Source organism: Micromonospora arborensis, from assembly GCF_003205615.1.
In the GTDB taxonomy this organism is placed as follows: Bacteria; Actinomycetota; Actinomycetes; order Mycobacteriales; family Micromonosporaceae; genus Micromonospora; species Micromonospora arborensis.
On the sequence record NZ_PYBV01000029.1, the window covers coordinates 1 to 18,970 of the forward strand.

Consider the following 18,970-nt stretch of genomic DNA (forward strand, 5'->3'; position numbering starts at 1 on the left):
CATGGACCCGATGCTCGACGACTTCCGCGCGGTGCTGCGCACCCTCACCTTCCACCCGCCGGTCCGGCCGATCGTCTCGACCGTCACCGGCGCGCTCGCCACCACCGAGCTGACCGACCCGGAGCACTGGGTGCGGCAGGTGCGCCACCCGGTCCGGTTCGCCGACGCGATCGGTGCCCTGACCGCCGCCGGGGTCGGCACCTTCGCCGAGGTCGGCCCGGACGCGGTCCTGTCCGGCCTGGTGCCCGGCTGCGTCCCGGTGCAGCGCGCGGACCGACCCGCCGCGGCCACCCTGGTCGCCGCGGTCGGCCGGCTGTACGCCACCGGTGCGCGTACCGACTGGACCGCCCTGCTCGGTGGCACCCCCGGCGGGCACGTCGACCTGCCCACCTACCCGTTCCAGCGCACCCGCTACTGGATGACCCCGTCGTCGGGGGTCGGCGACCCGGGCACGCTGGGCCTGAGCCCGGCCGGCCACCCGCTGCTCGGCGCCGAGGTGATGCTGGCCGGCAGCGACGGCATGGTGCTCACCGGCCGGTTGTCCGCCGCCACCCACCCGTGGCTGGCCGACCACCGGGTCGGTGGGGCCATCCTGTTCCCCGGCGCCGGCTTCGTGGAACTCGCCGGGCACGCCGCGGACCGGGCGGGCTGCGGCCGGGTGTCCGGGCTGACCCTGCACGCCCCGCTGGTCCTGCCCGACCACTGCGGTGTCCAGGTGCAGATCACCGTCGGCGCGCCGGGCGAGGACGGCGACCGCACGCTCGCCGTGCACGCCCGCCCGGAGTCCGGGGACGGCCCGTGGACCTGGCACGCCGCCGGCACCCTCGCCGCGGCGGACACCGCCGGCCCGCCCGCCGCCGACCTGACGGCCTGGCCGCCGGCCGGTGCCGAGGCGGTCGACCTCACCGGGTTCTACCCCGAGGTCACGGCCCGCGGTCTCGGCTACGGCCCGGTCTTCCAGGCCCTGCGGGCGGCCTGGCGCCGCGGCGACGAGTTCTTCGCCGAGGTGGCGCTGCCCGGCGCGGTGACCGGCGAAGCCAGCCGGTACGGCCTGCACCCGGCCGTGCTGGACGGCGCGCTCCAGGCCGCCGGCCTGAGCGGCTTCACCGGCCACGAGGCGGCGCTGCCGTTCGAGTGGCGCGCGATCACCCTGCACGCGGCCGGCGCGTCCGCCGCCCGGGTGCGGGTCAGCCGGGCCGACGGCGGCGGGCTGGCACTCGACCTGGCCGACGCCGCCGGGGCCCCGCTGGTCACGGTCGGCGCGGTGGTGCTGCGGCCGATCGCCGCCGACCGGCTCGCCGAGGCGGCCCCGGACCCGCTGCGGGACGCGTTGTTCGGCCTGGACTGGGTGCCGGTCGCGCTGCCCGCGGGCGTCCCCGCCACGGTGGCCGCGCTGGACGCGGTGACCGGCGACGCGGAGGTCCCGGACGTGCTGGTGCTCGATGCCGGCTCGCCGGGAGTGACCGCGGCCGGCGTGCACGCCGAGGTGGCCCGGGTGCTCGCCGCGCTGCAGGGCTGGCTCGCCGAGCCCCGGTTCGCCGCCACCCGCCTGGTGGTGCGTACCACCGGCGCGGTGGCTCTGCCCGGCGCGGACGTGACCGACCTGGCCGGGGCTGCTGTCCGGGGCCTGGTGCGCTCGGCGCAGACCGAGTTCCCCGGCCGGATCGTGCTGCTCGACACCGACTCCACAGCGGACGCCGACGCGCTGTTGCCGAAGATCGTCGCCTCCGGCGAGTCGCAGGTGGTGGTGCGCGAGGCCGGCGTCCGGGTGGCCCGGCTGGCCCGGCGCACCCCGGCCGCCACCCCGGATGCCGCGTTCGGTGACGGCACCGTGCTGCTCACCGGTGCCACCGGTGGTCTGGGCCGGCTGCTGGCCCGGCACCTGGTGGCCCGGCATGGTGTGCGGGATCTGCTGCTGGTCAGTCGGCGTGGGCCGGCGGCTGACGGTGGTCTGGTGGCGGAGCTGACGGGGCTCGGTGCGCGCGTCGAGTTGGTGGCCTGTGACCTCGCCGACCGGGGTGCTGTCGAGGCGTTGCTCGCGGGTCGCGCGCTGACCGGGGTGGTGCACGCCGCCGGGGTGTTGTCCGACGGGGTCGTCGGGTCGCTCACCCCGCAACGGTTGGACCTGGTGCTGCGGCCCAAGGTGGACGCCGCCTGGCATCTGCACGAACTGACCGCCGGGCACCCGCTCAGCGCGTTCGTGCTGTTCTCCTCGTCGGCGGGCGTACTGGGCGCGGCTGGGCAGGCGAACTACGGGGCGGCCAACGCCTACCTGGACGCGCTCGCCGCGTCCCGCCGCGCCGCCGGGCTGCCGGCCGTGTCCCCGGCGTGGGGCATGTGGGGCACCGGCACCGGCATGGCCGGGCACATCGGCGCCGACGACCTGCCGCGCATCGCCGGCACCGGCTTCGTGCCGCTGACAGCTGACGAGGGGCTGGCCCTCTTCGACGCCGTCCTGGCCGGCACCGAACCGTCGCCGGCCGCCGTGCGGCTCGACCTGGGCGCGTTGCGGCAGCACTCCGACGCGCTGCCGGAACTGTTCCGCGGGCTCGTCCCGGCGCAGCGCCGCACCGCCGCGGCGGCCGGCGCCGACACGTCGATGGTGCGCCGGCTCGCCGGGCAGTCCCCGGTCGACCGCGAGAACACCCTGCGCGAGCTGGTGCGCGCGCAGGTGGCGACCGCCCTCGGGCACTCCTCGCCGGACGGCATCGAACTCGACCGTGCGTTCCAGGACCTCGGCTTCGACTCGCTGACCGCGGTCGAGCTGCGCAACGGCCTGAGCGTCGCCACCGGCGTCCAGCTCTCGGCCACCCTGGTCTTCGACAACCCCACGCCGCTGGCCCTGGTCGGTTACCTGCACGACGAACTGCTCGGTGCCGCCGAGCCGGACGGCGAGCCGGCGGCGGAGACCGTCACGGCGGCCGACGAGCCGATCGCGATCGTCGGCATGAGCTGCCGGTACCCCGGCGGCGTCGGCTCGCCCGAGGACCTGTGGCGACTGGTCGCCAGCGGCGGCGACGGCATCAGCGGCTTCCCCGACGACCGAGGCTGGGACGTGGACGGCTGGTTCAGCCTGGACGCCGGGGAGAGTGCCCGGCAGGGCGGCTTCGTCGCCGACGCGACAGGCTTCGACGCCGGCTTCTTCGGCATCTCCGCGGACGAGGCGTCGATCATGGACCCGCAGCAGCGGCTGCTGCTCGAAGCGTCCTGGGAGGCGATCGAGCGCAGCGGCATCGACCCGCGCACGCTGCGCGGCAGCACCACAGGTGTGTTCGCCGGGGTCATGCAGCCCGACTACGACCCGGGCATGTTCGTCAACCACGCCGCCGGGTTCCGCGGTGTCGGGCTCTCCCAGAGCATCGTCTCCGGCCGGGTCGCCTACCTGCTCGGGCTGGAGGGCCCGGCGGTCAGCGTGGACACCGCCTGCTCGTCGTCGCTTGTCGCGCTGCACTGGGCGATCCAGGCGCTGCGGCAGGGGGACTGCTCGCTGGCGCTGGCCGGCGGTGTCACGGTGATCTCCACCCCGGCCGCGTTCGTCGACTTCGACCAGCAGAAGGGCCTGGCCGCCGACGGGCGGTGCAAGTCGTACTCGGCCGGCGCCGACGGCATCGGCTGGGCCGAGGGGGTGGGCGTGCTGGTGGTCGAGCGGCTGTCCGACGCGCGGCGGCACGGGCACCACGTGCTCGCGGTGGTGCGCGGCAGCGCGGTCAACTCCGACGGCGCGTCCAACGGCATGACCGCGCCCAACGGGGCCGCGCAGGAACGGGTGATCCGCCGCGCGCTGGCCACCGCCGGGCTGACCCCGCAGGAGGTGGACGCGGTCGAGGGCTTCGGCGCCGGCACCCGGCTCGGTGACCCGATCGAGGTGCGGGCCCTGCTGGCCGCGTACGGCCAGGAGCGCGACCGTCCGCTGTGGCTGGGCTCGGTGAAGAGCAACATCGGTCACACCCAGTCCGCGTCCGGCGTGGCCGGTGTGATCAAGATGGTGATGGCGATGCGGCACGGTGAGCTGCCGCGCACCCTGCACGCCGACGACAGGTCGCCGCACGTGGACTGGACCACAGGCGAGGTGCGGCTGCTCACCGACAGGATCCCGTGGGAGGTGGGGGACCGGCCGCGCCGCGCCGGGGTGTCGTCGTTCGGCCGCAGCGGCACCAACGTGCACGTGATCCTGGAACAGGGCGACGTCGTCGTGGAGCCGGAGCCGGTGGACCCGGCGGAGCGGCCGGCCGGCCCGGCGTTGCCGCTGCTGCTGTCCGCGCGCACCGCCGAGGCGCTGCCCGCGCAGGCCCGCGCGCTCGCCGACCTGCTCGCCGCGGGCGACGCCGACCTGCTCGACGTCGGCTACTCGCTGGCCGCGCTCCGGAACCCGTACGACCACCAGGCGGTGCTGATCGGCGCCGGCCCGGACGAGCTGCGCGAGGTGTTGGGCGAGTTCGCCGCGGGCGGCGACCCGGCCGGCGCGGTCGTCGGTCGGCCGGCCGAGGGTGGACGGACCGCCTTCCTGTTCGGCGGCCCGGGTGCCCAGCGGCCGGGGATGGCCCGTGACCTGTATGCCGCGTTCCCCGCGTTCGCCGCCGCCTTCGACGAGGTGTGCGCCAAGCTCGACCGGCAGCTCGACCGGCCGCTGCGTGAGGTGGTGTTCGCCGACGAGGGCACGGTCGCCGCCGGGCTGCTGGAGCAGACCACCTTCATGCAGGCCGCGTTGTTCGCGGTCGAGGTGTCGGTGTACCGCCTGCTGGAGTCGTGGGGCCTGCGGCCGGACGCGGTGGCCGGGTACTCGACGGGCGCGATCGCCGCCGCGCACGTGGCCGGGGTGCTGACCCTGGCCGACGCGGTGAAGCTGTGCGCGGCCGGCGCCGACCTGATCCAGGAGCTGCCCGCCGGGGTGATGACGCTGATCCGGGCCTCCGAGGACGAGATCCGACCGATGCTCACCGACGAGGTCGACCTGGCCTCGGTGGATGGCCCGGACCGGGTGGTGGTGGCCGGGCCGGCGGACGAGGTCGACGAGATCGCCGGCTATTGGGCCCAGCGCGGCCGGGAGACGACCCGGCTGCGGGTGCGCCGCGCGTTCCACTCGCCCGCCGTCGAGGACGTCCTGGAGGACTACTTCGAAGTCGCCGACCGGCTCACCTACCAGCCGCCGGCGCTGCCGCTGGTCGCCCACCTCGACGGCGAGCCGGTCGCCGCCGACGACCTGGCCTCGCCGGAGCACTGGGAGCGGCAGTTGCGCGCGACCGTGCGGTTCGGCGACGAACTGCGGCAGTTGGCCGCCGACGGGGTCACCCGGTTCGTCGGCCTCGGCCCGGACGCGGGGCTGACCGAGTTGGTCGCCGCCAACCTGCCGGACGCCGACGTGCTGGCCGTCCCGGTGCTGCCGGCCGGTGTCGGCGAGGTCACCGCGGTCCTCACCGCGGCGGCCCGGCTCCAGGTCGCGGGCCAGCCACTGGACTGGGCCCGCCTGTACGCCGGACGCGGGGCCCGGGAGGTGCCGCTGCCGGTGTACGCGTTCCACCGCACCCGACACTGGATCGAGATGGACACCCTCGCCGTCGGCGAGGTCACCGCGGCCGGGCTGGAGGAGGCCGGGCACCCGCTGCTCGGCGCCACGGTGCCGCTGGCCGGGTCGGACACGCTGGTCCTGACCGGCCGGCTGTCCACCTCGGCGCAGCCCTGGCTCGCCGGGCACAGTGCGCACGACGTGCCGCGGCTGCCTGGCTCGGCACTTGCCGAACTGGTGCTGCACGCCGGGGACCACGTCGGGCTGAGCCGCGTCGCCGAGCTGACCGAGCACCGGCCGGTCGTCCTGTCCGACACCGGGGGCATCCGCCTACAGGTCGTGGTGGAGGCGCCGGACACCACAGGCACGCGGGCGTTCGCCGTCTACACCCGGCCCGAGGACGACGCCGCGGCGGCCTGGACCCGGCACGCCGACGGGGTGCTGGCCGAGGCCACCGGGGCGGCGCTGTGCACCCTCGCCGACTGGCCGCCGGCCGGGGCCGAGCCGGTCGACCTCGGTGGCCGGTACGCCGGCCGCCAGGAGCGCGGACCGGTACCGCACGGCCTGCGCGGCGTCTGGCGGCACGGCCGCGACACGTACGCCGAGGTCCGCCTGCCGGAGGGTACCGACGTCAACGGGTTCGCCCTGCACCCGGCGCTGCTGGAGGCCGCGCTGCACGCCGTCGCCCCGGAGGGCGGCGAGACCCTGGTGCCGGCGGTCTGGACCGGGATCGAGGTGTACGCCACCGGTGCCACGGCAGTCCGGGTGCGGCTGCGTGACCTCGGCGACGGCGGGTACGGCGTGGCCGTGGCCGATCCGACCGGCCGTCCGGTCGCGGCGGCCGGCTCGGTGACGCTGGTCCCCGCGGCCGGTACGAGTGGCGGCACCCGGCCGAAGGCCACGGTGCGCCAGTCGGTGCGGCAGCGGGTGCGCGACACCACACCCACCCCCGGCGAGGCGTCGCGGGTGTTCGTGTCCGGTTCCGCCGAGGACCGCGACCAGCAGGTGCGGCGGCTGGTCCGCGACACCGTCGCGGCGCTGACCGAGGCCGACCCGGAGACGGTCGACCTGGATCGGCACTTCATCGACCTCGGGCTCAACTCGCTGACCGTCACCGAGTTGGGCATCGAGCTGGAAGCGGCCACCGGCCTGCCGTTGCACGAGGTGGTCTATGCCCACCCGACGCCGGAGAGCCTGGCCCGGCACCTGGTCACCGCGCTGGCCACGCCGGAGTCAGCGGACCCCGTGGTCAGCCCGGCCCTGCCCGAGGAACCGTCCGAGACGCTGCGCGACCTGTTCCGCGCCGCGGCCTTCGCCGGACGACTGGACCAGGGCCTCGACGTGCTCAGCGCGGCGGCCCGGCTGCGGCCGGTCTTCGGCGACGAGGACGGCCCGTCTCTCACCCCGGTCCCGCTGGTGTCCGGCCCGGCCCGGCCCAGGCTGCTGCTGATCGAGACCCCGATGGCGATGGGCAACCCGTACCAGTACGGGCGGCTCGCCGCCGGGTTCCGGCACCGGCGCGACGTGTTGTCGGTGCCGGTGCCGGGCGTCGCGACCGGCGAGGCGCTGCCGGCCTCCGCGGACGTGGTGCTGCGCCGGCTCGCCGACGCCGTGCTGGCGGCCGCCGGGGACGAGCCGTTCGTGCTGGCCGGTTACTCGGCCGGCGGCATCCTGGCGCAGGGTGTCGCGCAGGTGCTCCAGGACGCCGGGCACGCGCCGCAGGGCCTGGTGCTGATCGACACCCAGCCGGTGTCCCGCGCACCGCAGGGCGGTGCCGAACCGGTGATGCCACCGGTGATGACCGACATGGTGGCCGGGTTGTTCGCGCTCGAATCGTCGGTGGGCAAGTTCGGCAACGCTCAGCTCACCGGCATGGCCTGGTATGTGGACCTGCTCGCCGAGGTGGCCCTGCGCAAGCTCGCCATTCCGGTGCTGTACCTGCAGGCGGCGAAGCCGATCGGAGCCGGCCAGGAGCCGGTGACCTGGCCGTACGCCGATCTCGTGGAAGCCGTGCCGGGCGACCACTTCACCATGATGGAAGCGGAGGCGGCGACCACGTCGGACGCCATCGAGCAGTGGCTCTCGCCCGCCGCGGCCGACGCCTAGGAGGACGCATGTACCGATCCGAGGACGCCCAACTGTACGACCTGGTGCACCAGGGTCGCGGCAAGGATTACGCCGCCGAGGCCGCCGAGGTCACCGGGCTGATCCTGGCCCGCCGGCCGGAGGCGATGTCCCTGCTCGACGTCGCCTGCGGCACCGGGGAACACCTGCAACACCTGGTCGGCACGTTCCCCGACGTGGCCGGTCTGGACCTATCCGAGGACATGCTGGTCACCGCCAAGAGCCGGCTGCCCGGCGTGCCGCTGCACCAGGGCGACATGCTGGACTTCGCGCTCGGCCGCCGGTTCGACGCGGTGACCTGCCTGTTCAGCTCGATCGGGCACATGCGGGACACCGACGAACTGACCCGGGCACTGAGCCGGTTCGCCGCACACACCGTGCCCGGCGGGGTGGCGGTGATCGATCCGTGGTGGTTCCCCGAGACGTTCCTGCCTGGGTACGTGGCCGGCGACGTGGTGCGGGCCGACGAGCGCACCGTGGCCCGTGTCTCGCACGCCTCGCGGGAGGCGAACGCCACCCGGATGAACGTGCACTACCTGGTGGCGGACCCCGAGGCGGGGGTGCGGCACCTGGAGGAGTCGACGCTCATCACGCTGTTCACCCGGGACGAGTACGAGGTGGCGTTCCGCCGCAGCGGCTGGGAACCGTCGTACGTCGACCAGGGGCCCGGCGCGCGAGGGCTGTTCGTCGCCGTACGCGGGCAGGACTGAGACGACGAGGGGCCGGGCACCCGCGGGTGCCCGGCCCCTCGCTCGCCTGGGTGGCGGTCAGCGCAACCGGTCGGCGATCAGCGCGACCACCTCGGCCGCGTGCGTGTTGAGATAGAAGTGGCCGCCCGGGAACACTCGCAGCTCGAACCCGCCTGTGGTGTGTTCCCGCCAGGCGTCCGCCTCGTCCCGGTCGACCTCGGTGTCCTCGGCGCCGACCAGCGACACCACCGGGCAGCTCAGCGGAGGCCCCGGCCGGTGCCGGTAGGACGCCACCGCCCGGTAGTCGCTGCGGAACGCCGGCAGGATCATGCCGAGCATGTCCGGGTCGTCGAGCAACGCGGTGCCGGTGCCGCTGAGCCGGGTCAGCTCGGCCTTCAGCCCGCGGTCGTCGAGGCGATGCACGTGTGTCTCGCGGTGCCGCGACGGTGCCCGCCGGCCCGAGGCGAACAGCGTCACCGGAACGATGCCGTCCCGTTCCAGGCGGCGGGCCACCTCGTAGGCGACCATCGCACCCATGCTGTGACCGAACAACGCCACCGGGCGGTCGCACCATGGGCGGATCTCGGCGGTGACCATCTCGGCGAGCCGTTCGATGTCGTCGATGCCGGGTTCCTGCCGCCGTTCCTGCCGGCCCGGATACTGGATGGCCAGTACCTCGACCCGGTTCGGGACGGCGCGGGTCACCGGCAGGTAGTAGGAGGCCGCGCCGCCGGCGTGCGGTAGGCAGATCAGTCGTACGGCGGCGTCCGGGACCGGCCGGAAGCGGCGGATCCAGGCGCTCGTGGCCATGGTCATGGGCAACCCCGTCTCGCACGAAGAGAACAGTGCATCGGTCACTGTGGCAACCGGCACCGGTGCGGGGTAACCCGGCTCCGCCCCTATGGGGGCACCCCGGTGATCTGGGGTTGTCTGCCCGCACCCGCGCTGCGACCGTCGGACCACGCGCCGCGGCACGATCGTGAGGTGATTCGGTGACTCCGGACGACAAGGGAGTGCTGCCGTTCCAGGGCTTCGAGACCTGGTACAGGGTGACCGGCCGGATCGGCGCGGGACGCCCCGCGCTGGTGGTGGTGCACGGTGGCCCCGGCAGCACGCACGACTATCTGCTCAACCTGGCCGGTCTGGCCGCCGACGGCTGGCCGGTCGTGCACTACGACCAGATCGGCAACGGCGGCTCCACCCACCTGCCCGATGCCGAGCCGGGGTTCTGGACCCCGGAACTCTTCCTGGCCGAGCTGGACAACCTGGTGACCCGGCTCGGGATCGCCGACAATTATGTCCTGTTCGGACACTCGTGGGGCGGGCCGCTGGCCGCCCGCCACGCCGCTGGCCGCCCGACCGGGCTGCGCGGGCTGGTCGTGGCGAACGCGCCCGCGTCGTACCCGCTGTGGCGGCGGGAGGCGGCCCGGCTACGGGCCGCGCTGCCGCCCGGGACGGACGCGACGCTGGCCCGGCACGAGGCGGCCGGGACCACCGGCAGCCGCGAGTACCAGGCCGCCATGCGGGTCTTCTACGACCGGCACGTGTGCCGGGTCTCGCCGTGGCCGCGCGACTACGTGGCCTCGTTCTACGAGATCGCCAACGACCCGACGGTGTACTACACGATGAACGGGCCGAGTGAGTTCCACGTCGTCGGCACGCTGCGGGACTGGTCGGTCGTGGACTGCCTGGCCGGCATCACGGCGCCCACCCTGGTGCTGTCCGGCCGGCACGACGAGGCGACCCCGGCCACCCTCCAGCCGTTCCTGGACCACATCCCGGACAGCCGGTGGGTGGTCTTCGAGGAGTCCAGCCACCTGCCCCACCTGGAGGAGCCGGAGCGCTTCACGGCGGTGCTGCGCGGGTTCCTCGCCGAGTTGGCCGAGGAGCACAGCCATGCCTGACACCCCGACCGCCTTCGTCTTCCCCGGTATGGGGCCGACCCCGTTCGCCGAGGCCGGCCGCTTCATGCTGACCAACCCGCACGCCCGCGCGTTGACCCGGCTCGCCGACGACGTGCTCGGCTATCCGGTGTTCGAGCGCTACCGGGAGGGCGGGGACTACACCGAAGCCGCGCAGGTGGCGTTCCTGATCAACTGTCTGGCGCTGGCCCGCACCGCCGAGGAGGAACTGGGCGGGCCGCCGCTTGTCTGTACCGGTCCCAGCTTCGGCGAGAAACCGCTGATCGCGTACGCCGGGGTGCTGCCGGACGCGGACGCGATCCGGGTGACCGCGCTGATCGCCCGGGAGTTGGAGAGCTTCGTCGCCGTCGAGCACACCGACGTGGTCACGCTCTCCTTCACGCGTACGCCCGGTCCGCTGCTGCGAGAGGTGCTCGCCGAGCTGGACGAGCGCGGCGAGTGGTACGAGGTCTCCTGCTACGTGGACCACGACTTCCACATGCTCTCGCTGCGCGAGCCGATGACCGGTTGGCTGTCCGACCGGCTGCGCCGCGACGGTGGCCTGCCGCTCTACACGATGCGGCCACCGATGCACTCGACGCTCCTCGGTGGGCTGCGCGAACGGGTCGCCGCCTCGGTGCTTGCCGGTCTGCGCTTCGCCGATCCGGCGGTGCCGGTGATCGCCGACCAGGACGGCGCGGTGCTGACGACCGGGGACGCGGTGCGGACCATGCTGCTCGACGGGTTCACCCGGGCGATGCGCTGGCCGGACGTGGTGGCCGCGCTGCGGGCTCAGGGGGTCGAGCGCGTTTACGTGTGCGGGCCCGACAAGCTGTTCGGGCGGGTGCGGGCGACCACCGACGCGTTCGAGGTGGTGACCGCCAACCCGCGTTGGGCGGCGGCCCGGCCGCGGCGGCAGTCCTCACCTGTCTGAGGACGCACGGCATCCACCGAGCCGCCGTGGCGCTCGGTGGATGCCGGGGTCAGGCCGGGGTGCGCAGAGTGGACAGCGTCGTCCACAGCACCTCGGGGGTCTCGAACGTCTCCATGCTCAGGGCGTCGTCGCTGAACCGGACGTCATAGGCGGACTCGAGGGCCGCCAGCAACTCGACGGTGCCCAGCGAGTCGAGCCCGAAATCGCGCAGGCTGGTGTCCGGCGTCAATTGCTCGCCGGGTGCGATGAACGGAAGGTGCCGGCGCAGCGACACCTCGAACTGATCGTCCCACATAAGGGATTCTCCAAACTTGATCAGATCTGTCACGGACGATGCGAGCATAGCATCGAATCGCGCTCCGGACGCCATTCTATAAGGGGGTAGCACAGTGGTCGCAATGGTCGGTAATGCGTTGGCGCAACGATTTCAGCGCGGATTGCGGCGGGCACCCGACGGGGTCTGTCTGACCGTCGGCACCGAGCGGATCACCTATGCCGCGGCGCACCGGACCGCGCTGCGCTGGGGTGCCGCGGTGCGCGCCACCGCGCCCGACCGCCCGATCGGCGTACTCGCCAGCGGCACTACCTCCTACCTGGGGATCCTCGCCGGCCTGTACGCCGGGCGCACGGTCGTGCCGCTGCACGCGGGTTTCCCGCCGGCCCGTACCCGGGCCATGCTCGCCGCCGCCGGGGCCGGGGCGATCATCACCGACGACCGGACCGCTGCACAGGTCCGCGACCTGGCCGGCGACGTGCCGGTGCTGCTGGCCGGGAAGAACCTGGATGCTGCCGGGCATGCTCCGCTGGCCGATCCGGCCGCCCCGGCGGGCGACGCCGCCTACCTGCTCTTCACCTCGGGATCCACCGGCCGCCCCAAGGGGGTGCCGATCACCCACGGCAGCCTGGCGCACTACTTCGCGCTGCTCGACGACCGGTACGACTTCGACCGGCACGACGTCTTCTCGCAGACCTTCGACCTCAACTTCGACTGCGCGATGTTCGACCTGTTCTGCGCCTGGGGTGCCGGGGCCGAGGTGCTCCGGGTGCCGCCGCAGGCGTACCGCGACCTGCCCGACTTCCTGGCCCGCAACGGCGTCTCGGTGTGGTTCTCCACGCCCAGCGCGATAGGCCTGGTGCGCCGCCTCGGTGGCCTGGCCCCGTCGAGCCTGCCCAGCCTGCGCTGGAGCTTCTTCGCCGGTGAGGCGCTGCGCACCGACGACGCACAGGCCTGGCAGCTCGCCGCGCCGCAGTCGGCGGTGGAGAACCTGTACGGCCCGACCGAGCTGACCGTCACGGTCACCGCGCACCGGTACGGTCCGGAGTCCGGCCGGCTCGGGGTCAACGGCGTCGTCCCGATCGGTGCCCTGCACCACGGCCACCGGATGCGGCTGACCGCCGAGGACGGCACCGAGGCCGCCGAGGAGGGCGAGCTGTGGGTCAGCGGCCCGCAGCTCACGCCTGGCTATCTGGACCCGGCCGACGGCGCGGGCCGGTTCGCCCGGCACGACGGGATCCTCTGGTACCGCACCGGCGACCGGGTCCGCCGTCTGGCCGACGGTGAGCTGCTCTACCTGGGCCGGTTGGACGCGCAGGTGCAGTTGCAGGGTTGGCGGGTGGAGCTGACCGAGATCGACCACGCGGTGCGCGGCGTGCCCGGCGTGGACGACGCGGTCACCGTGGACGCGACCGCCGGCGACGCCCACGAACTCGTGGTGTTCCACACCGGCGACCCGGTGTCGCCGGCCGGGCTGAGTCGCGCGCTGCGGGCTGTGCTGCCCGATCGGCTCATCCCGCGGCACTACGAGCACCGCACCGAGCTGCCGCTCAATTCCAACCGCAAGACCGACCGGCTGGCACTGCGCGCGCGGGCGGCGGAACTGCTCGCCGCGGCGCAACTCGACCGGGGCTCCGTCGCGTGATTGTGGGGCCGGTAGGGGTCCTTTCTGCGAGCCTCGCGGATAGGTTCGCATTGATCGTTGCAGCCATTCTCTTCGTAACTCCAACAATTGTCTTGGAATCGGTTCCGGAGCGGCGGGGGTTTTCGTGAACGACGGATTGGTGCATTCTCTGCTGGACGGTGCCGCCGCGGCGGCACCGGACGACCCGGCGGTGCGCGACGCGACCGGCCGGTGGACCTACGCCGACCTGCACGCGCACAGTCACGCGCTGGACGCCTGGTTGGCCGAGCACGGGGTGCGGGCCGGCGACCGGGTGCTGGTGCAGGCCGAGACAACCCGGCTCCTGGTCGCCCTGTTCCACGCGGTGTCCCGGCGCGGCGCCGCGTTCGTGCCGCTGAATCCGGCGATGAAACCGTTCCACCTGAGCGCGGTGGTGGCGAACGCCGCACCGGCCCTGGTGATCGCGGATGCGGCGCTGGCTCCGGCCCTGCGAGCGCTGACCACCGTCCCGGTGCACGAGACGCCGCAGGTGCTGGCCGCCGCCGAGGCCCGGCTCGGCAGCCGGGCCGCCGACACGGTGCGGCCGGACCCGTCCGCGCCGGCCGCCCTGATCTACACCTCGGGCAGCACCGCCGCCCCCAAGGCGGTCGTCACCCCGCACGCGCAGACCGTCTTCGTCGTCGGCGCGTTGGTCGCCGCCCTCGGCTACCGCCGCGACGACGTGGTGTACTGCCGCTTCCCGATGTCCTGGGACTACGGCCTGCACAAGGTGCTGATGTCCTGCGCGGCCGGCGCCGAGGTGGTGCTGGCCGGCACCGAGGGCGACCTGTCGCTGCTGCGCCGGCTGCGCGAGGCCGGCGCGACAGTGGTACCGATCGTGCCGTCACTGGCCTCGATGATCGTCACCCTGGCCCGGCGCGAACCCGACGTCCGGCCGCCGGTGCGGATGTTCACCAACACCGGCGCGGCGCTGCCCCAGGCGGTCATCGACGACCTGCGCGCCGCCTTCCCCGGCGCTCGCGTGGTGCGCCAGTTCGGCCAGACCGAGTGCAAGCGCATCGCGGTCATGCCACCGGACGAGGACACCGAGCGGCCCGCCGCGGTCGGCCGGCCGCTGCCCGGCACCCGGGTGCTCATCTGCGACCCGGACGGCGAGGCGCTGCCGGCCGGCGAGATCGGCGAGATCGTGGTGGAGGGGCCGCACGTGATGCCCGGCTACTGGCGGGCACCGGAACAGACCGCACGGGTGTTCCGCACCGACCCGCGCACCGGGGCGCCCCAGCTGCACACCGGCGACTACGGCTGGCTCGACGACGACGGCTACCTCTACTTCGCCGGCCGCCGCGACGAGATGTTCAAGCGCAAGGGCCTGCGGATGAGCACGGTCGAGATCGAGGCCGCGGCGATGGACGTCCCCGGCGTCCAGGCGGCGGCCGCCGTCCCGCCCTCGCCGGACCGTGACCTCGCCCTGTGCGTGGTGACCGACCTGGCCCCCACCGCGGTGCTGCGCGAACTGCGCAAGCGGTTGGAGCCGGCGAAGATCCCGGCGACCTGCGTGGTGCTCGACGAGCTGCCGCTGTCGCTGCACGGCAAACACGAGCGTCGGCAACTCGCCGCGCTGTTGGACGGAGCACCGGCATGAGCGCGTACGCCCACCTCGCCGAGCGGTACGGCACCCCGCTGTACGTGTACGACCTGGACCGGGTGGAGGCCGCGCGGGAGGCGTTGAAGGCAGCCCTGCCCGAGGCGGTCGACCTCTTCTACGCCGTCAAGGCGAACCCGCACGCCGAGGTCGCCGCCGCCGTGCGCGGCGCCGACCGCACCCGCGCCGAGATCAGCTCCACAGGTGAACTGGCGGTCGCGATCGAGGCCGGGTTCGCGGCCGCCGACTGCCTCTACACCGGACCCGGCAAGACCACCGGCGAACTGGACGTGGCGATCGGCCGTGGGGTGCGGACCTTCTCCGCCGAGTCGCCCGGCGACCTGCGCCGCATCGGCCGGGTCGCGGACCGCCACGGCGTGGTCGTCGACTGTCTGCTGCGCGTCAACAGCGCCGCCGCCAAGGCCACCACCAGCAGCATCCGGATGACCGGTGCGCCGTCGCAGTTCGGGCTGGACAGCGAGACCCTGCCGGACGTGCTGCCGGAGCTGACCCGGGTGCCCGGGACCCGCCTGGCCGGCGCGCACTTCTTCCCGCTGAGCAGCGCCGCCGACGAGGAAAGCCTGATCGCCGAGTTCCAGCACACCATCGGCCTGGCCGCCCGGCTGCACGAGGACCTGGGACTGCCGCTGCGGCTGCTGGACATCGGCGGCGGCTTCTCGGTGCCGTACGCCACCCCGGGGCCGCGGGCCCGCTACGACAAGCTGCGGTCCGAGCTGGAGTCGGCGCTGGACACCAGCTTCCCGCGCTGGCGTGACGGCGAGCCGCGGATCGCCTGCGAGTCGGGCCGCTACCTGGTCGGCGACGGCGGCACCCTGCTCTGCGGCGTGGTGAACGTCAAGGAGAGCCGGCAGCGCCGATTCGTCGTGCTGGACGCCGGGATCAACACGTTCGGCGGGCTGTCCGGCCTGGGCCGGCTGCTGCCCGCGAAGATCTCCACGGCGGCCGAGCCGGTGCAGGTCGCCAGCCTGGTCGGCCCGCTGTGCACCCCGGGTGACGTGCTCGCCCGCGACGTACCGCTGCCCGACCTGGCGCCGGGCGACGTGCTCGAGATCCCCAACGCCGGCGCGTACGGGCCCTCCGCCAGCCTGCTGGCGTTCCTGGGCCGCCCGGCCCCGGCCGAGGTGGTCGTGCGCGGTGACGAGGTGCTGTCGGTCTCCCGCCTGGACTACCGGCGGGTCTACGGGCCGGCGACGTGAGCGAGCTGACCACCGCCCGGGACGACACCCCAGGCCGACGCCGGGCCACCGTCGTGGTCAGTGGGGTGGCGTCCGACGCGCACACCTGGAACCTGGTCTTCCTCGAACTGCTGCTGTCCGAACTGGGCTTCGACGTGGCCAACCTGGGCGCGTGCGTACCGGACGAGCTGCTGGTGCGTGAATGCCTGGAGCGCCGGCCCGACCTTCTGGTGCTCAGCAGCGTCAACGGCCACGGCCACATCGACGGTGCCCGCGCGGCGCGGGCCCTGCGCGACCGGTCGGCACTGGCCGCGTTGCCGGTGGTGATCGGCGGCAAGCTCGGCGTCGCCGGGTCGCTGACCGCCGCCCAGCGCGACGAACTGCTCGCCGCCGGATGCGACGCTGTCTACGAGGACTCCGTCGACGCGATCACCGCCTTCCGCTCGTTCCTGTCCGCCCTGCCCAGCAGGGCCTTCCGGTGACCGGGGCGGTCCCTGCGGCCGGCGGACGGATCGGCCTCGGCGAGTTCGTCCGTCGTGCCGCCGACGCCGGCGAACTGGTGGTGCAGCCCCGGATGGGCTTCAGCTCGTCGACGGCCATGCGCGCCGGGCTGCTCGCCGTCAAGGCCGCCCCCGCCACCACTGTCGGCACCATCACCCTGGACAGCTACACCCGGCTGGGTGACCTGGGTGCGGCCGCCCGCGCGGTCAGCGCCGGCGAGGACCTCAACGGCTACCCGATCGCCACCCACCCGGTACGGACCACCCGCGCGGTGATCGACGGGGTACGCGACACCGCCTTCCCGGTGCAGGTGCGGCACGGCTCAGCCGATCCGCGGCACATCTTCGCGGCGCTGGTCGCGGCCGGGCTGGACGCCACCGAGGGCGGCCCGGTGTCGTACTGCCTGCCGTACGGCCGGGTGCCGCTCGACGAGTCGGTACGCAACTGGGCGCACTGCTCCGAGCTGTTCGCCCGGCTGCGCGAGTACAGCCCGGTCGAACCCAACCTGGAGACGTTCGGCGGCTGCATGCTGGGCCAGCTCTGCCCGCCCAGCCAGCTCGTCGCGCTCAGCGTCCTGGAGGCGCTGTTCTTCCGCCGCTACGGCGTGCGCAGCATCGCGGTCAGCTACGCCCAGCAGACCAACCCGCGCCAGGACCAGGAGGCGGTGCGCGCGCTGCGCCGGCTGTGCGCGGAACTGCTGCCGGACGTCACCTGGCACGTGGTCATCTACACCTACATGGGGTTGTTCCCGGCCACCCCGCACGGTGCCCGCCGCATCCTCACCCACGCCGTCGAACTGGCCCGCACCACAGGCGCGGAACGGCTGATCGTCAAGACCGTCGCCGAGGCGCACCGTATCCCCACCATCGCCGAGAACGTGGAGGCGCTCACCCATGCCGCGGCGACCGCGCACACCGTCTCCACGACGGCGGTCCCGGAGCACGAGGGGAGCGACTCGCAGACGTACGCCGAGGCCCGAGCGCTGGTCGAGGCCGTGCTCGACAGCGGCCCCGACATCGGCCGCTCGCTGCTGCACAGCTTCAAGAGCGGCTACCTGGACATCCCGTACTGCCTGCACCCGGACAACCTGGGCCGCACCCGCAGTTACGTGGACACCGACGGCGCGCTGCGCTGGGCCGACACCGGTCTGCTGCCGATCGGTCACCTGGTGCGCGCCTCCGGCCGCAGCCGGGTGACCGCGGCCGGGCTGATGGAGGCGCTCAGCAGCGTCCGCCGCCGGTACGACACGGTCAGAGAGGAAGTTCCGTGAGCGACGAGCAGCGGCCGGTCCGGCCGTACCCCTTCCCGACCCGCACCAGCGAGGTCGCCCCGATGTACGAGGCCCTGCGCCGCACCGAACCGGTGAGCCGGGTCCAGCTCCCGTACGGCGAACCGGGCTGGCTGGTGACCCGGCACGCCGACGTGCGCACGGTGCTGTCCGACCCGCGGTTCAGCCGGGCCGTGGCCCAGGGCCTGGACCAGCCTCGGCTGCGCCGGGAGAACATGAACGACGGCATCATGGGCATGGACCCGCCCGACCACACCCGGCTGCGCAAGCTCGCCATGAAGGCGTTCACCGCCCGCCGGGTGGAGCGGATGCGCGCCGAGGTCCACAAGATCGCCGACGGGCTGCTCGACGCCATGGTGGCCCGTGGACGCCCGACCGACCTGGTCGAACACTTCGCCCGGCCGCTGCCGGTGACCGTCATCTGCGGCATGCTCGGCGTGCCGATCGAGGACTACCCGCGGTTCACCCGCTGGACCGAGGCGTTCACCAACAACGAGTCGGCGCTGGGTGACGTGGTCGCCACGGTGGGGCCGGAGATGGACGCGTACATCGCCGACCTGATCGGGCAGCGCCGCCTGCGGCCCACCGACGACCTGCTCGGCGCGCTGGTGCGGGCGCGCGACGACGGCGACAAGCTCACCGAGACCGAGCTGATCGACCTCGCCGGGGCCGGCCTGCTGACCGCCGGCACCGAGACGGTCTCGGCGGCCCTGCCCGGCTTCGTGTACACGCTGCTGGAACACCCGGAGGCGCTGGCCGCGCTGCGCCGCGACCGCAGCCTCATGCCGTCCGCGGTCGAGGAACTGCTCCGGTACGTCCCGATCAACTCGGCCGCCATGTTCCCGCGGTACGCGCTGACCGACGTGGAGCTGTCCGGGGTGACCGTGCGCGCCGGCGACCCGGTGCTGCCCTCGCTGGCCGCCGCCAACCGCGACCCCGAGGTGTTCGCCGACCCTGACGTGCTGGACCTCACCCGCAAACCGAATCCGCACGTCACCTTCGGCTACGGCGCGCACCTGTGCCTCGGCGCGCAACTGGCCCGCCTGGAGCTACAGGTCGCACTCGGCCTGCTGCTGGACCGCTTCGGCGACCTGGCCCTGGCCGACGGGGTCACCTGGCGCACCGGCGTCATCGTGCGGGGCCCCGGAGTTCTGCCGATCACCTGGTGAGGGGCCGGTAGGGGATCTCGGCCGCCGCATCCGTTCCTAGCATCGAGCCCAATCCACGCCTGCCTGGTGACCCGTTGGAGTGCCCGGATGAACCTGCCCGAGCTAGTCGCACTGCCGGCCGCGGA

Annotated in this window: 12 protein-coding genes; 10 read left to right on the forward strand and 2 right to left on the reverse strand. The window is 73.9% G+C overall.

Translation table 11 applies throughout. The annotated features are described in order from the left end of the window. The first annotated feature begins 10 nt into the window (after positions 1-10). Both C7C45_RS23010 and C7C45_RS23015 read left to right on the forward strand, forming a co-directional pair. Complete coding sequence (locus C7C45_RS23010) at positions 11-7,609, forward strand: type I polyketide synthase (protein ID WP_208641263.1); 7,599 nt, start codon at positions 11-13, stop codon at positions 7,607-7,609. 8 nt (positions 7,610-7,617) lie between these two features. Next, positions 7,618-8,337 carry a class I SAM-dependent methyltransferase gene (locus tag C7C45_RS23015; protein ID WP_110565784.1) on the forward strand — a complete coding sequence of 240 codons (720 nt, stop codon included), beginning with the start codon at positions 7,618-7,620 and terminating at the stop codon, positions 8,335-8,337. Positions 8,338-8,394: 57 nt separating this feature from the next. On the opposite strand, the gene C7C45_RS23020 is transcribed toward C7C45_RS23015, so the two are convergent. After that, positions 8,395-9,138, reverse strand: coding sequence for a thioesterase II family protein (locus tag C7C45_RS23020; protein WP_425271165.1), 744 nt, complete (start codon positions 9,136-9,138; stop codon positions 8,395-8,397). A gap of 170 nt (positions 9,139-9,308) precedes the next feature. Between C7C45_RS23020 and C7C45_RS23025 the strand changes: the two genes are divergently transcribed. After that, positions 9,309-10,220, forward strand: coding sequence for a proline iminopeptidase-family hydrolase (locus tag C7C45_RS23025; RefSeq protein WP_110565786.1), 912 nt, complete (start codon positions 9,309-9,311; stop codon positions 10,218-10,220). Then, positions 10,213-11,151, forward strand: coding sequence for an ACP S-malonyltransferase (locus C7C45_RS23030; RefSeq protein WP_208641264.1), 939 nt, complete (start codon positions 10,213-10,215; stop codon positions 11,149-11,151). The genes C7C45_RS23025 and C7C45_RS23030 overlap by 8 nt, the downstream gene beginning before the upstream one ends. A 49-nt stretch (positions 11,152-11,200) precedes the next feature. On the opposite strand, the gene C7C45_RS23035 is transcribed toward C7C45_RS23030, so the two are convergent. After that, the gene (locus C7C45_RS23035; protein ID WP_110565788.1) at positions 11,201-11,446 is read right to left on the reverse strand and encodes an acyl carrier protein; all 246 of its coding nucleotides are present in this window, start codon (positions 11,444-11,446) and stop codon (positions 11,201-11,203) included. 103 nt (positions 11,447-11,549) lie between these two features. Here C7C45_RS23035 and C7C45_RS23040 point away from each other — a divergent pair, with 103 nt between their 5' ends. The 6 genes from C7C45_RS23040 to C7C45_RS23065 all read left to right on the forward strand — a co-directional run bounded on the left by C7C45_RS23040 (position 11,550) and on the right by C7C45_RS23065 (position 18,845). Continuing rightward, positions 11,550-13,070, forward strand: coding sequence for an AMP-binding protein (locus tag C7C45_RS23040; RefSeq protein WP_110565789.1), 1,521 nt, complete (start codon positions 11,550-11,552; stop codon positions 13,068-13,070). A 139-nt stretch (positions 13,071-13,209) separates the two neighbouring features. Beyond that, the gene (locus C7C45_RS23045) at positions 13,210-14,691 is read left to right on the forward strand and encodes an AMP-binding protein (RefSeq protein ID WP_244200512.1); all 1,482 of its coding nucleotides are present in this window, start codon (positions 13,210-13,212) and stop codon (positions 14,689-14,691) included. Then, the gene (locus C7C45_RS23050; protein WP_110565790.1) at positions 14,688-15,908 is read left to right on the forward strand and encodes a type III PLP-dependent enzyme domain-containing protein; all 1,221 of its coding nucleotides are present in this window, start codon (positions 14,688-14,690) and stop codon (positions 15,906-15,908) included. Before C7C45_RS23045 ends, C7C45_RS23050 begins: the two co-directional genes overlap by 4 nt. Beyond that, complete coding sequence (locus C7C45_RS23055) at positions 15,905-16,369, forward strand: cobalamin B12-binding domain-containing protein (protein WP_110565791.1); 465 nt, start codon at positions 15,905-15,907, stop codon at positions 16,367-16,369. The genes C7C45_RS23050 and C7C45_RS23055 overlap by 4 nt, the downstream gene beginning before the upstream one ends. Positions 16,370-16,398: 29 nt before the next feature. Next, entirely contained in the window at positions 16,399-17,658 is a 1,260-nt protein-coding gene (locus C7C45_RS23060; protein WP_425271166.1) for a methylaspartate mutase, read from the forward strand. Next, entirely contained in the window at positions 17,655-18,845 is a 1,191-nt protein-coding gene (locus C7C45_RS23065) for a cytochrome P450 (protein ID WP_244200514.1), read from the forward strand. The genes C7C45_RS23060 and C7C45_RS23065 overlap by 4 nt, the downstream gene beginning before the upstream one ends. Positions 18,846-18,970 lie beyond the last annotated feature (125 nt).